Genomic DNA, 13,122 nt, shown 5'->3' with positions numbered 1-13,122 from the left:
AAGGAACCCTCCCATGAGCAGCGAATTGATCAAGCATGTTTCCGACGCGTCCTTCGACGCCGACGTCATCCAGTCGGGCAAGCCCGTGCTGGTGGACTACTGGGCCGAGTGGTGCGGCCCCTGCAAGATGATCGCGCCCATCCTGGACGAGGTCGCCACCGGCTACGGTGACAAGCTGCAGATCGCCAAGATGAACGTCGACGAGAACCGCGAAGTGCCGGCCAAGTTTGGCATCCGCGGCATTCCGACACTGATGCTTTTCAAGGACGGCCAGCTCGCCGCGACCAAGGTCGGTGCCCTCTCCAAGGCCCAGTTGACGGCCTTCCTCGACGCGAACCTATAATCGCGCCCAACTGCTGCAGTGTTGCCGGCGCTCTCCGCGCGGTCACTGCAGCAGCCAAAGCCAACACGCCCCGGGTTCCTGGATACGAATTCAGCACCCAGCCAGCGTGGACTCGGCTCCCCCTCCCACCACTGAGTCAGTTGTCGAATCTGCGTCGCTCGCCGTTTGAGCGGTAGCCATTCGATCCTTTTCTGGGGCGGCCGTGGAATCGCCGTTGCGCCTTGGCTGGCGCTGCGGCCCCTGACGGGTATTCACCCATGCATCTTTCCGAACTCAAAGCGCTCCACGTTTCCGCCCTCATCGAGATGGGCGAGGCGCTGGAGATCGACAACGTCACGCGCCTGCGCAAGCAGGAGCTGATGTTCGCCATCATGAAGAAGCGCGCCAAGGCTGGCGAGCAGGTCTTCGGCGATGGCGTGCTCGAAGTGCTCCCCGACGGCTTCGGCTTCCTGCGCTCGATCGAGGCCAGCTACATGGCCTCCACGGACGACATCTACCTGTCGCCCAGCCAGATCCGCCGCTTCAACCTGCACACCGGTGACCTGGTGGAAGGCGAAGTGCGCGTGCCCAAGGATGGCGAACGCTACTTTGCTCTGGTCAAGGTTGACCGCGTCAACAACCAGACGCCGGAGGAGAGCAAGAACAAGATCATGTTCGAGAACCTGACTCCCTTGTTCCCCAAGGAGCAGTTCAAGCTCGAGCGTGAAGCCTTCAAGGGCGAAGAGAACATCACCGGTCGCATCATCGACCTGGTGGCGCCCATCGGCAAAGGCCAGCGCGCCCTCATCGTGTCCCAGCCCAAGACGGGCAAGACCGAGATGATGAAGAGCCTGGCGCATGCGCTGGTGGCTAACCATCCGGACTGCCACCTCATCGTGCTGCTCGTCGACGAGCGCCCCGAGGAAGTGACGGAGATGATCCGCACCGTGCGCGGCGAGGTCATCAGCTCCACCTTCGACGAACCCGCCGCCCGCCACGTGCAGGTGGCAGAGATGGTCATCGAGCGCGCCAAGCGCCTCGTGGAGCTGAAGAAGGACGTGATCATCCTGCTGGACTCGATCACCCGCCTGGCCCGTGCCTACAACAACGTGCTGCCCAGCTCCGGCAAGGTGCTGACCGGCGGCGTGGACGCCAACGCGCTGCAGCGCCCCAAGCGCTTCTTCGGCGCGGCGCGCAACATCGAGGAAGGCGGCTCGCTGACCATCATCGGCACCGCGCTGATCGACACCGGCTCCAAGATGGACGAGGTGATCTACGAAGAGTTCAAGGGCACCGGCAACTGCGAAATCCACCTGGATCGCCGCATGGCCGAAAAGCGCGTCTACCCTTCGCTGCTGATCAACAAGTCCGGCACGCGCCGCGAGGAATTGCTGCTCAAGCCCGAGATCCTGCAAAAGAGCTGGATCCTGCGCAAGCTGCTCTACAACATGGACGAGATCGAGGCGATGGAGTTCATCCTCGAGAAGATGAAGGCGTCGAAGAACAATCATGACTTCTTCGACATGATGCGGCGCGGCGGGTAGTGAGACGGGACCGAGGACAGGACCTGCGTCCTGTCCGACGCCCGTCAAACGCCCGCGCATGTCTCGCATGCGCGGGCACTTTCAGCCCGAACTAGCCAAACCGCAGGGAAGCCCGCTACAATCGCGGGTTTTCCGCCCTGACACCCCCGGAAAGTGCGCCGACCAGCGATTGACGTCGTCGGCGTGGCTCCCGACCTAGCCAAGAGGTTCCCATGAAAGACGGCATTCACCCCAACTACCGCGACGTCGTGTTCGTCGACCAGTCCAACGGTTTCCAGTTCGTGACGCGTTCCACCGTCCAGACCAAGGAAATGATCGAGCTGGACGGCAAGAAGCTGCCGCTGGTGAAGCTGGAAACCACCAGCGAGTCGCACCCCTTCTACACGGGTACGCAAAAGAGCATCGACAACCTCGGCGGCCGCGTCGAGAAGTTCCGCAACAAGTTCTCGCACCTCAAGAAGTAATCGGTTTGGCGGCGTTTCGCCGCGCCAACGACCAAAGGGCAGCTCAGGCTGCCCTTTTGTTTTGCCGCGGCATTCGCGCTGCCCTTTTCTCATTTGGCAGCATGGGCTGCCATTTTTCATTTTTGACCGCCGTTTGACGGCATCATGCCGGCCGGTTTCATCGAACTTAAGCGCGTGAATCTCCCCACCCCCGCCATCGTCGCCGAGCGCGGCGTCGAGCGCCTGCCGCGCCTGGCCCTGCTGCTGCTGTGCGCGGCCTATGTGCTGCCCGGCCTGTTCGGCCGCGACCCCTGGCGCAATGCCGACCTGAGCAGCTTCGGTTTCATGGCCAGCATCGCCCAGGGCCACGCGCCCTGGTGGCAGCCGGCGATCGCCGGCATTCCGGCCGAGGGCGGCCCCTTGCCCTACTGGCTGGGCGCGCTGGCCATCAAGGCCCTGCCCTTCCTGGACGCACCGGTCGCCGCTCGCCTGCCTTATGCCTTTGTGCTGGTCGGCGTGTTGGTGGCGGTCTGGTACACCTGCTTTCATCTCGCCCGCACGGAGGCTGCCCAACCGGTGGCCTTTGCCTTCGGCGGCGAAGCACAGGCCGTCGACTACGCCCGGGCCTTGGCCGATGGTGCCCTGCTTGCGCTGATGGCGTCGCTCGGCCTGCTGCAGCTCGGCCATGAGACGACGCCCGAGCTGATGCAATTGCTGGCTGTCTCGGTCTACCTTTACGGCTTAGCCGCGGCACCATTCAAGCGAGGCCGTGCGCGGGTCGCCATCCTGCTCGCCCTGCCCGTGCTGGCCGCCAGCGGTGCCCCCGCCGTGGCTTGCGCCCTCGGCCTGCTCGGCCTGCTGCTGAACCACCGCTCCAGCCATGACGAGGCCAAGGCCCAACGGGTCTGGCTGCTGGCTTCGCTGACGCTGGCGGTCCTGGCGGCCTGGGTCTTCAATGGCTGGGCCTGGCGTGTCCTGCCCGGCATCCAGTTCGCCTCGTTGCTGAGCCTGCTGGCCTGGTTCTGCTGGCCGTCGGGGCCCCTGGCCTTGTGGACGCTGTGGCGCTGGCGCCGCCACGGCCTGCGTCGCCACATCACGGTGCCCGCCATTGCCCTGCTGGTGCCGCTGATCACTTGCATCCTGATGGACGCTTCCGAGCGAGCGCTGCTGCTGGCCCTGCCGTCGCTGGCCATCCTGGCCGCCTTCGCGCTGCCCACACTGAGCCGCAGCGTCTCGGCAGCAGTGGACTGGTTCTGCGTGTTCATCTTCTCGGCGGTGGCGCTGTTCGGCTGGCTCTACTACGTCTCCATGCACACCGGCTGGCCGGCACGGCCCATGGCCAATCTGCGTCGGCTGGCCGAGGGCTTCGAGCCGCACTTCAGCCCGCTGGCCCTGCTGTTTGCCATCGCCGCGACGCTGTCCTGGCTGGCCCTGGTGCGCTGGCGCACAGCCCGCCATCGCCATGCGCTATGGAAGAGCCTGGCCCTGCCGGCCGGCGGCGTCGCGCTGGGCTGGCTGCTCGTCATGAGCCTGCTGCTGCCGCCGCTGGACTACGCGCGCAGCCTGGCGCCGCTGGTGGCTCGGCTGAAGACGCGCATGCCCGCCGATGCCAATTGCCTGGCCGCAACGGGCCAGAACCTCGCCACGCTGGCGGCACTGGAATGGCATGGCGGCTGGCAGGTGAAAGGCCGCGGGCCCCTGAATGCATCAGGATGCAGTCACGCCGTGATCAGCGCGGGCCAGCCGACGCCCAAGGGCTGGCAGGTCGTTGCGCAGGTGAAGCGACCGACGGACCGCAGCGGCAGCGCCGGCCTGGTCCTCTTGAAGCGTCAATGATCTGACAGGGCCGCTGCGTTGAAAGCCGCCTCATCGCCCAGCGCCGAATCGCTGGCCTGGCGCACACGCGCGGCCGGGAAGACGAGACGGAAGCGCGAGCCCTTGCCGACATCGCTCTGGATCATCAGCTCGCCGCCGTGGCGCTGCATGACATGCTTGACGATGGACAGGCCCAGGCCCGTGCCACCGGTCTCGCGCGAGCGGCTGCCGTCGACCCGGTAGAAGCGCTCGGTCAGGCGCGGGATGTGCTCGCGCGAAATACCCAGGCCGGTGTCGATGACGGTCAGCTCGCCGTTGCCGCCTTCGAGCAGCCGCCAGGCCACCTCGACCTCGCCGCTGTCCGGCGTGTAGCGCACGGCGTTGGTCACGAGGTTGGCGATGGCGCTGAGCAGCTCGCTCTCGATGCCGGCCAGCTCAACGTTGGTCTCCGGCCTCAGGTGCAATTGATGCCGGCCGGCCGACAGCACCTCGGCATCCGCGGCAATGCGCAGCAGCAGGCCATCCAGGCCCACCCAGCGGTCCGGCGCGGGGCGCGGACTGCCTTCGAGCTGGGCCAGCGTCAGCAGGTCGGCCACGAGGGTCTGCATGCGCTGGGTCTGCTGGTTCATCAGCACCAGAACGCGTTCGCGCTCGACAGCCGTCAGCGGCAGCGAGTGCATGGTTTCGATGAAACCGGACAGCACGGTCAGCGGCGTGCGGATCTCGTGCGACACATTGGCGACGAAGTCGCGCCGCATGGCTTCGGAGCGCACGCGTTCGGTGACGTCCAGCGACAGCACCAGGCGCATGCCCTCGCCGTATTCGCGCACGATGATGGACAGCGTGCCCGGGCCGCGGCCATTGCCCAGCACCAGGGATTCGGCAAAGTTGCCGGCCTGCAGGTAGGCGACGAAGGCCGGCGCACGCACGAGATTGGTAATGCGCTGGCGCAGGTCGCGCTGCGGGTCCAGCGAGAAATGGTCGGCCGCAACGCGGTTGCACCAGACGATCTGCTCCTGCGGGTCCAGCATCAGCACGCCATTGGGCGAAGCCTCGATGGCGGACAGGAACTGCTCCAGTTCCAGCCGGGCGCGCGCCACGCTGCGATCGCGGTCGCGCACGGCGCGCTCGATGCGGTAGCCGACCTCGCCCCACAAACCGGTGTCGCGCGGCGCGTTCTCGAGCTGGTTGCCGCGCAGCCAGCTCAGCAGGCGATGGCCCCGCACCGCGTCGACCAGCAGGGTCAGCACGACGCCGCTGACGACACCGATGCCAAGGCCCAGGCTGTCGATGCCAGTCGTCGTACGAACCACCACGCCAATGACAAACCCGATCAATGCGGCCACGAGGGCCATCAGCAGTCGGGGCAATAACCAGGTCATGTAGCGAGGTACATCTCAGTTGCTTGCGGGCCGAGCGCCGGGCCGCTCCCTAGCCGGCCCGCGCTGGCGATGTGCTTGCCGGTCAATCCGGCAAGCATCGCCGTCCCCTCGGGGGACCGGCCAAGGTATGCCTTGGACGAGGGGCTCATGCTGACAGCGCGCTGCTCTGTTGGGTCAGTCGGTAACCGGCACCGCGGACGGTCTCAATCATGCGCGCGCATTGCACGCGCTCCAATGCTTCGCGCAGGCGCTTGACGTGGACGTCGATGGTGCGTTCCTCGATGAAGACATGGTCGCCCCAGACGCGGTCCAGCAGCTGCGAGCGGCTGTGCACACGTTCCGGATGGGTCATCAGGAAGTGCAGCAGGCGGAATTCGGTGGGGCCGAGCTTGACCTCATTGCCCTCACGGCTGACGCGGCGCGTGCCCGGGTCCAGCAGCAGCGGGCCAACCTCGACCGCGCTGTCCAGCGCCTCGGGCGCCTTGCGGCGCAGCACTGCACGGATGCGCGCCAGCAGCTCATTCGTTGAGAAGGGCTTGGTGATGTAGTCGTCGGCACCCGCGTCGAGGCCGGCGATCTTGTCGCCCTCCTCGGCGCGCGCCGTCAGCATGATGACGGGCAGCTCCTTGGTGCGGGCCACGCCGCGCCACTGGCGAGCCAGGGCCACGCCGCTCTGGCCGGGCAGCATCCAGTCCAGCACCACCAGATCGGGCAGCACGCGGTCCACTTCGTACTGAGCCTGCGTGGCACTGCCGGCGATCGTCACCTCGAAACCGGCATGGCGCAGGTTGATGGAAATCAGCTCAGCAATCGCCGATTCGTCTTCAACAACAAGGACTCGGCTCATGATCAGCGCACCATCGTTTCAACCGCCTCGGGCGAGTTGTGTCGCACGTCCTGGCCCTTGACGACGTAGATGACGACCTCGGCCAGGTTCTTGGCATGGTCACCGACGCGCTCGATCGCCTTGGCGACGAAGACAAGGTCGATGGACGAGGAGATGGTGCGCGGGTCTTCCATCATGTAGGTGATGAGCTTGCGCAGCAGGCCGTCGAACTCCTTGTCGATCTCGTCGTCGTGCTTGAGCACGTCCAGCGCCCGCTCTACGTCCAGGCGCGCAAAGGCGTCGAGCGACTTGCGCAGCTGCGTCGTGGCGAGCTCGGCTTCGAAGCTCAGGTCGGACATCGGCAAGCGCATGCGGCTCGACACGCCGCTGGCCACCAGGCGCTGCACGGTGCGGGCGATGCGCGCCGCCTCGTCGCCGACGCGCTCGAGGTTGGCAATGCTCTTGCTGATGGCGATCAGCAGGCGCAGGTCGCGGGCCGTCGGCTGGCGGCGCGCAATGATGGTCGAGAGATCGCGGTCGATCTCGATTTCCATCGTGTTGACGCGGCTTTCCTTGGTCAGCACTTCATCGGCCGATGCGGCGCTGAAGTCCACCAGCGCCTGCACGGCCTGGGCCACCTGGGCCTCCACGAGGCCGCCCATTTCGAGCACGCGGGTCGAGATGCCGCTGAGCTCGGCATCGAACTGGGTCGAGAGATGTTTGTCCACCATACCGTCCTCCTTGATCAGCCGAAGCGGCCGGTGATGTAGTCCTCGGTGTCCTTGCGCTTGGGCTTCATGAAGAGCTCAGCGGTCGGTCCGAATTCGATCAGGTCGCCCAGGTACATATAGGCCGTGTAGTCAGAGCAGCGCGCGGCCTGCTGCATGTTGTGGGTCACGATAGCCACCGTGTAGTCGGCCTTGAGCTCGTGGATGAGCTCCTCGATCTTGCCGGTGGAGATCGGGTCCAGCGCCGAGCAGGGCTCGTCGAGCAGCAGCACCTCGGGCTTGATGGCAATGCCGCGTGCGATGCACAGGCGTTGCTGCTGGCCGCCGGACAGGCCGGAGCCGCTCTGGTTGAGCTTGTCCTTCACCTCACCCCAAAGAGCGGCCTTCTTCAGCGCCCACTCCACGCGCTCGTCCATCTCCACGCGCGGCAGCGTCTCGAACAGCTTCACGCCGAAGGCGATGTTGTCGTAGATGGACATCGGGAAGGGCGTGGGCTTCTGGAAGACCATGCCGATCTTGGCGCGGATCAGCGAGACGTCGTCCTTGCTGGACAGGATGTCGTCGCCGTCGAGCAGGATCTGGCCTTCGGCACGTTGCTCGGGGTAAAGCTGGAACATGCGGTTCAGCGTGCGCAGCAGCGTGCTCTTGCCGCAGCCCGACGGGCCGATGAAGGCGGTGACCTTCTTCTCGGGGATGTCGAGGTTGATGTTCTTCAGCGCGTGGAAGCTGCCGTAGAAGAAATTCAGGTTGCGCACCGAGAGTTTGGCGCGCTCGCCCACGGGCGTTTCGATCTTGGCGTCCATGTGGGTCAGTCCTTAGTGTTTGTTCTTGAAGAGCACGCGGGCCAGGATGTTCAGCAGCAGCACGCCCACGGTGATCAGGAAGACGCCGGCCCAGGCCAGCTTCTGCCAGTTCTCGTAGGGGCTCATCGCGAACTTGAAGATGGTGACCGGCAGGCTGGCCATCGGCGAGCTGATGTCGCTGGTCCAGAACTGGTTGGACAGCGCCGTGAACAGCAGCGGTGCGGTCTCGCCGGACACGCGGGCCAGGGCCAGCAGGATGCCGGTGAGGACGCCAGCGCGGGCCGCCTTCAGCGTGATGGTCAGGATGACCTTCCACTTCGGCGTACCCAGGGCGTAGGCGGCTTCGCGCAACGCGTTGGGTACCAGGCTGAGCATGTTCTCGGTCGTGCGGATGACGACCGGGATGACGAGTAGCGCCAGGGCCAGCGCGCCGGCCATGCCGGAGAAGCTCTTCAGCTTGGCCACGACCATCGCGTAGACGAACAGCCCGACGACGATGGACGGCGCAGACAGCAGGATGTCGTTGATGAATCGCACCGCGCTGCCCAGCCAGGTCTTCTGTCCGTACTCCGCCAGATAGACACCGGCCAGGATGCCGACCGGTGTGCCGATCAGCGTGGCCAGGCCCACCATGACGAAGCTGCCGAAGATGGCGTTGGCCAGGCCACCACCCTCGCCCTGCGGCGGCGGCGTCATCTCGGTGAAGGTGGACAGGGTCAGTCCGCCGATGCCGAGGTAGATGGTCTCGAACAGGATCCAGACCAGCCAGAACACACCGAAGCCCATGGCGCCCAGGGACAGCGCCAGCGCGATGACATTGGTGCGCTTGCGCTTCTTGTGCATCGCCAGGCGGCGAGCGTCGAGGGTGGTTGAGCTCATGAACGGGCTCCTTCGCTCTTCTTCAGGCGCATCAGCAGCAGCTTGGAGATGGTCAGCACGACAAAGGTGATCAGGAAGAGGACGAGGCCGAGGTACATCAGCGAAGCCTGGTGCAGGCCCTCGCCGGCTTCCGCGAACTCGTTGGCCAGCGTGGACGTGATGCTGTTGGCGGCCTCGAAGACCGACAGCGAGTTCAGCTGGTTCATGTTGCCGATGACGAAGGTGACGGCCATCGTCTCACCGAGCGCGCGCCCGAGACCCAGCATGACGCCGCCGACGACCCCGGTCTTGGTGTACGGCAGCACGACGCGGGAGACGACCTCCCAGGTCGTCGCGCCCAGGCCATAGGCGGACTCCTTCAGCATCGGCGGCGTGACCTCGAAGACGTCGCGCATCACCGAGGCGATGAAGGGGATGATCATGATCGCCAGGATGATGCCGGCCGACAGGATGCCGATGCCCACCGGCGGGCCTGACACCAGCGAACCCAGAAAGGGCACGCCGTTGAGCATCGCCTGCAAGGGCGCCTGCACGAAGGTGGCCAGGATGGGGCCGAACACCAGCAGGCCCCACATGCCGTAGACGATGGAGGGCACGGCAGCCAGCAGCTCGATGGCGATGCCCAGCGGGCGCTTCAACCAGCTGGGCGACAGCTCGGTCAGGAAGATGGCGATGCCGAAGCTGACCGGCACGGCGATCACCAACGCGATGAAGGAGCTCGCCAGCGTGCCGTAGATCATGACCAGGCCGCCGAACTTCTCCTGCACCGGGTCCCATTCCGCGCTGGTCAGGAAGCCGAGGCCGAAGGCCTTGAGCGCCGGCGTGGCACCAATGATGAGGGAGCCGATGATGCCGACCATCAACAGCAGCGTCAGCCACGCTGCACCCTGCGACAGGGCCGCGAACAGCGCGTCAGCCCAGGGGGCGACGCGGCGGCGCTGGGGTTTGGGTTCCATCGGTGAAGTATGCGAGCGACGTTCGCTTCGATCAGCGCCTGCGTTGCCGGCTGGAAGGATGGCTGCCAAGGAACCTCCTGGGGTCTGAGAGAGAAAAGGCGCCTGATGTAACGAAGCCCGGCGAGGCCGGGCCAGGTTCAGCGCCCGGGCATCACTTGTAGGCCACCGCCTTGCCGGACGTGTCCTTGATCTCGCCCCACTGCTTGCGCACCAGATCCTTTACGGCGGCAGGCAGCGGCACGTAGTCGAGGTCGTCGGCCATCTTGTCGCCGTTGCCGTAGGCCCATTCGAAGAACTTCAGCGCGGCACCGGCCTGCGCCGCCTTGTCCTGCGACTTGAACATCAGGATGTAGGTCGGGTTGGTCAGCGGCCAGGCAGTCTTGCCCGGTTGGTCGGTCGTGATCTGATAGAAGGTCTTGTTCCAGTCGGCGCCGGCCGCGGCGGCCTTGAAGGCGTCGTCGCTCGGGTTGACCCACTGGCCGTCCTTGTTCTTCAGCTGGACGTAGGTCATCTTGTTCTGCTTCACATAGGCGTACTCGACGTAGCCGATGGAGTTGGGCAGGCGCTGCACGAAAGCGGCGACGCCCTCGTTGCCCTTGCCGGCCGTACCGGCCAGCCATTTGACCGTCGTGCCTTCGCCGACCTTGCTCTTCCAGTCCTCGCTGACCTTGGACAGGTAGTTGGTGAAGATGAAGGTCGTGCCCGAACCGTCGGCGCGCGCCACGGGGGCGATGGTGGCGTCCGGCAGGGCGACGCCTGGGTTCAGCGCGGTCAGGGCCGCGTCGTTCCACTTGGTGATTTTGCCGAGGTAGATGTCAGCCAGCACGGCGCCGGTCAGTTTGATCTGGCCCGGGGCGATGCCCTTGATGTTGACGACGGGAACGACGCCACCAATGACCATGGGGAATTGCAGCAGGCCGTCCTTGGCCAGTTCCTCGTCCTTCAGCGGCATGTCGGAAGCGCCGAAGTCGACCGTCTTGGCCTTGATCTGGCGGATGCCGGCACCCGAACCGACCGACTGGTAGTTGATGCGGGCGCCGCTGGCCTTGTTGTAGGCATCGGCCCACTTGGCATAGATGGGCGCCGGAAAGGTGGCGCCGGCGCCGGTCACGTCCTGGGCAAGGGCCGCCTGGGCACCGAACAAACTCACGATGATCGCGAGCGACTTGCTGACCTGGACAAATTTCATCTGAGACACCTTCCGCAGGGCGGGTTTGACGATGACCGGCATCCTAGGGATCGAATGTGACGATTGAGTGACTGCCCAGTCATCGATCCGGCCATTGGAGCGCGTCAAAGCGCGGCTGGGAAGCCGCCTGAACCGCTTTGTGACACTGTCATTTTCGATTCACGCGAGCGTCATATAGCGCTTCTAGAGTGCCGGCCTATCGTTTCCAGACACAAACGGAGCTTCCGAAATGACCCGTCGCACATCCCTGATCGCGTTGACAGCCAGCGCATGGCTGGTCGCCTGCGCCACCACCCCCGCGCCGGCGCCGCTGGCCGAGACGCTGGCCCGCGACCCTCAGCTCAGCACCTTCAACCGCCTGGTCGCCCAGGCCGGCCTCGCCGACGAACTGCGTGCCGCCGGTCCGCTGACGGTCTTCGCGCCCAGCGACGACGCCTTCAAGGCCGTGCCGGCCAAGACGATGGAAGCGCTGGCCGCTGACCCGGCCCAGCTCAAGGCCGTGCTGGGCTATCACGTCATCGATGGCCGTGTTGCGGCCGCCGATGTGAAGCCGGGCATCGCCAAGACCCACCAAGGCGCCACGCTGGCCCTGGCCAAGGCTGGCAGCTTCGTCACCGTGGACGATGCCGTCGTGCAGCAGGCCGACATCGTCGCGACCAATGGCGTGGCCCATGTGGTCGACCGCGTGCTGATGCCGCCGAAGAAGTAAATCAGGCTCCAGCAAGCAGAAGGCCGCCACAGGGCGGCCTTTTTGTGGGCCGAGCGCTGGGCCGCTCCCGAGCCGGCCCGCATCTGGCGATGTGCTTGCCGGTCGATCCGGCAAGCATCGCCGTCCCCTTGGGGGACCGGTCAGGCACGCATGCGTTCAGCAGCGCGAGACTGGACGAGGGGCTCCGTTTCAAGACGAGACAGCATCCACCAGGCGCTGGGCACAGCGCTGGGCCACTGTGGCATCCGAGGCCTCGACCATGACGCGCAGCAGCGGCTCGGTGCCCGAGGCGCGGATCAGGACGCGACCCTTGTTGCCCAGCTCGGCCATCACCGCCGACTGCTCCTCGGCCAGGCGCGTGCTGCTCTTCCAGTCCTGGCCGGCAGCCAGGCGCACGTTGATCAAGGTCTGCGGGAACAGGTCCACGCCTTGCAACTGCTCCGCCAGGCCGCGTCCGCTGCGGCAGACGGCCTGCAGCACCAGCAGCGCGCTGACGATGCCGTCGCCCGTGGTGTGCTTGTCCAGCGCCAGCAGGTGGCCAGAGCCCTCGCCGCCCAGCTGCCAGCCGCGCGCGGCCAACTCTTCCAGTACATAGCGGTCGCCGACCTTGGCGCGCACGAACTCGACGTCGCGCGAACGCAGCGCCAGCTCGACGGCCATATTGGTCATCAGCGTACCGACGGCGCCCGGCACGCGCAGCCCTTGGGCGAGGCGGTCGGCCACCATCACGTAGAGCAGTTCGTCACCGTTGTAGAGGCGACCGTTGGCGTCCACCAGCTGCAGCCGGTCGGCGTCGCCGTCCAGCGCCACGCCGTAATGGGCGCCGTTGGCCTTGACAGCCTCGACAAGGGCCCCGGGCGCTGTCGCGCCGAAGCCGGCATTGATGTTGAAGCCGTCGGGCTTGCAGCCGATCGAGATGACCTCTGCGCCCAGCTCATGGAAGACATCGGGCGCGACGTGATAGGCCGCGCCGTGGGCCGCGTCGACGACGATCTTCAGCCCCTTGAGCGTCAGGTCCGAGCCGAAACTGTTCTTGCAGAACTCGATGTAGCGGCCGCGCGCATCTTCCAGGCGCTTGGCACGACCGAGGTTGGCCGAATCCACCCACTGCGGCGCCTCTTCCAGCGAGGCTTCGACGGCCAGCTCCCAGGCATCGGGCAGCTTCTCGCCCTTGGCCGAGAAGAACTTGATGCCGTTGTCGGCAAACGGGTTGTGCGAGGCGCTGATGACGACGCCGAGATCCAGGCGCAGTGCGCGCGTCAGGTAGGCCACACCCGGGGTCGGCAGCGGGCCGGTCAGCAGCACATTCACGCCGGCCGAGGCAAAGCCGGCCTCCAGTGCGGACTCGATCATGTAGCCCGAGATGCGCGTGTCCTTGCCGATCAGCACCGTGGGCCGCTCGTCCGTCTTGCGCAGCACGCGACCGACGGCATGGCCCAGGCGCAGCATGAAGTCCGGCGTGATCGGGTCCTGGCCCACCGTGCCCCGAATGCCGTCGGTTCCAAAATACTTGCGGGCCATCGAGC

At 65.9% G+C, this 13,122-nt stretch carries 13 protein-coding genes; 5 read left to right on the top strand and 8 right to left on the bottom strand.

Features of this window, described 5'->3' with window-relative positions:
* Window positions 1–13 precede the first annotated feature (13 nt).
* The 4 genes from trxA to AC1DW0_RS01855 all read left to right on the top strand — a co-directional run bounded on the left by trxA (window position 14) and on the right by AC1DW0_RS01855 (window position 4,145).
* Complete coding sequence (gene trxA / locus AC1DW0_RS01870) at window positions 14–343, top strand: thioredoxin TrxA (RefSeq protein ID WP_056195487.1); 330 nt, start codon at window positions 14–16, stop codon at window positions 341–343.
* Between the two features lie 257 nt (window positions 344–600).
* Entirely contained in the window at window positions 601–1,866 is a 1,266-nt protein-coding gene (gene rho, locus AC1DW0_RS01865; RefSeq protein WP_056195484.1) for a transcription termination factor Rho, read from the top strand.
* Window positions 1,867–2,078: 212 nt separating this feature from the next.
* Window positions 2,079–2,330, top strand: coding sequence for a type B 50S ribosomal protein L31 (locus AC1DW0_RS01860; RefSeq protein WP_056195481.1), 252 nt, complete (start codon window positions 2,079–2,081; stop codon window positions 2,328–2,330).
* 174 nt (window positions 2,331–2,504) lie between these two features.
* Complete coding sequence (locus tag AC1DW0_RS01855; RefSeq protein ID WP_457445678.1) at window positions 2,505–4,145, top strand: hypothetical protein; 1,641 nt, start codon at window positions 2,505–2,507, stop codon at window positions 4,143–4,145.
* On the opposite strand, the gene phoR is transcribed toward AC1DW0_RS01855, so the two are convergent.
* The 7 genes from phoR to pstS form a co-directional block, all read right to left on the bottom strand.
* A complete protein-coding gene (gene phoR / locus AC1DW0_RS01850) occupies window positions 4,139–5,506 on the bottom strand; it encodes a phosphate regulon sensor histidine kinase PhoR (RefSeq protein ID WP_082532552.1) in 1,368 nt (455 codons plus the stop codon). The two genes, AC1DW0_RS01855 and phoR, sit on opposite strands and share 7 nt — an antisense overlap.
* A gap of 145 nt (window positions 5,507–5,651) precedes the next feature.
* Window positions 5,652–6,353, bottom strand: a complete 702-nt coding sequence (gene phoB / locus AC1DW0_RS01845) for a phosphate regulon transcriptional regulator PhoB (protein ID WP_056195477.1) — start codon at window positions 6,351–6,353, stop codon at window positions 5,652–5,654.
* Window positions 6,354–6,355: 2 nt separating this feature from the next.
* Window positions 6,356–7,063, bottom strand: a complete 708-nt coding sequence (gene phoU / locus AC1DW0_RS01840; protein ID WP_056195475.1) for a phosphate signaling complex protein PhoU — start codon at window positions 7,061–7,063, stop codon at window positions 6,356–6,358.
* Window positions 7,064–7,077: 14 nt separating this feature from the next.
* The gene (gene pstB, locus AC1DW0_RS01835; RefSeq protein WP_056195472.1) at window positions 7,078–7,863 is read right to left on the bottom strand and encodes a phosphate ABC transporter ATP-binding protein PstB; all 786 of its coding nucleotides are present in this window, start codon (window positions 7,861–7,863) and stop codon (window positions 7,078–7,080) included.
* A 12-nt stretch (window positions 7,864–7,875) separates the two neighbouring features.
* Window positions 7,876–8,742: a phosphate ABC transporter permease PstA gene (gene pstA / locus AC1DW0_RS01830; RefSeq protein ID WP_457325194.1), complete on the bottom strand. Its 867-nt coding sequence runs from the start codon at window positions 8,740–8,742 to the stop codon at window positions 7,876–7,878.
* Window positions 8,739–9,698 carry a phosphate ABC transporter permease subunit PstC gene (gene pstC, locus AC1DW0_RS01825; protein ID WP_457445679.1) on the bottom strand — a complete coding sequence of 320 codons (960 nt, stop codon included), beginning with the start codon at window positions 9,696–9,698 and terminating at the stop codon, window positions 8,739–8,741. Before pstC ends, pstA begins: the two co-directional genes overlap by 4 nt.
* 151 nt (window positions 9,699–9,849) lie before the next feature.
* Window positions 9,850–10,887: a phosphate ABC transporter substrate-binding protein PstS gene (gene pstS, locus AC1DW0_RS01820; protein ID WP_477944689.1), complete on the bottom strand. Its 1,038-nt coding sequence runs from the start codon at window positions 10,885–10,887 to the stop codon at window positions 9,850–9,852.
* A 229-nt stretch (window positions 10,888–11,116) separates the two neighbouring features.
* On the opposite strand from pstS, the gene AC1DW0_RS01815 reads away from it, so the two are divergent.
* Window positions 11,117–11,596, top strand: a complete 480-nt coding sequence (locus AC1DW0_RS01815) for a fasciclin domain-containing protein (RefSeq protein WP_477944687.1) — start codon at window positions 11,117–11,119, stop codon at window positions 11,594–11,596.
* A 189-nt stretch (window positions 11,597–11,785) separates the two neighbouring features.
* On the opposite strand, the gene glmM is transcribed toward AC1DW0_RS01815, so the two are convergent.
* Window positions 11,786–13,117 carry a phosphoglucosamine mutase gene (gene glmM / locus AC1DW0_RS01810; RefSeq protein WP_477944685.1) on the bottom strand — a complete coding sequence of 444 codons (1,332 nt, stop codon included), beginning with the start codon at window positions 13,115–13,117 and terminating at the stop codon, window positions 11,786–11,788.
* Between the last annotated feature and the right edge of the window lie 5 nt (window positions 13,118–13,122).

Source organism: Roseateles sp. P4_D2 (assembly GCF_056401875.1).
The sequence above is the reverse complement of the archived record's forward strand: the minus strand, read 5'-3'. Positions and strand labels throughout refer to the sequence as shown.

Coding starts and splice junctions, on each gene's coding strand:
- pstA (WP_457325194.1), bottom strand. CDS start 8,742: ATGAGCTCAACCACCCTCGACGCTCGCCGCCTGGCGATGCACAAGAAG.
- AC1DW0_RS01815 (WP_477944687.1), top strand. CDS start 11,117: ATGACCCGTCGCACATCCCTGATCGCGTTGACAGCCAGCGCATGGCTG.
- phoU (WP_056195475.1), bottom strand. CDS start 7,063: ATGGTGGACAAACATCTCTCGACCCAGTTCGATGCCGAGCTCAGCGGC.
- rho (WP_056195484.1), top strand. CDS start 601: ATGCATCTTTCCGAACTCAAAGCGCTCCACGTTTCCGCCCTCATCGAG.
- pstS (WP_477944689.1), bottom strand. CDS start 10,887: ATGAAATTTGTCCAGGTCAGCAAGTCGCTCGCGATCATCGTGAGTTTG.
- pstC (WP_457445679.1), bottom strand. CDS start 9,698: ATGGAACCCAAACCCCAGCGCCGCCGCGTCGCCCCCTGGGCTGACGCG.
- phoB (WP_056195477.1), bottom strand. CDS start 6,353: ATGAGCCGAGTCCTTGTTGTTGAAGACGAATCGGCGATTGCTGAGCTG.
- trxA (WP_056195487.1), top strand. CDS start 14: ATGAGCAGCGAATTGATCAAGCATGTTTCCGACGCGTCCTTCGACGCC.
- AC1DW0_RS01860 (WP_056195481.1), top strand. CDS start 2,079: ATGAAAGACGGCATTCACCCCAACTACCGCGACGTCGTGTTCGTCGAC.
- phoR (WP_082532552.1), bottom strand. CDS start 5,506: ATGACCTGGTTATTGCCCCGACTGCTGATGGCCCTCGTGGCCGCATTG.
- glmM (WP_477944685.1), bottom strand. CDS start 13,117: ATGGCCCGCAAGTATTTTGGAACCGACGGCATTCGGGGCACGGTGGGC.
- pstB (WP_056195472.1), bottom strand. CDS start 7,863: ATGGACGCCAAGATCGAAACGCCCGTGGGCGAGCGCGCCAAACTCTCG.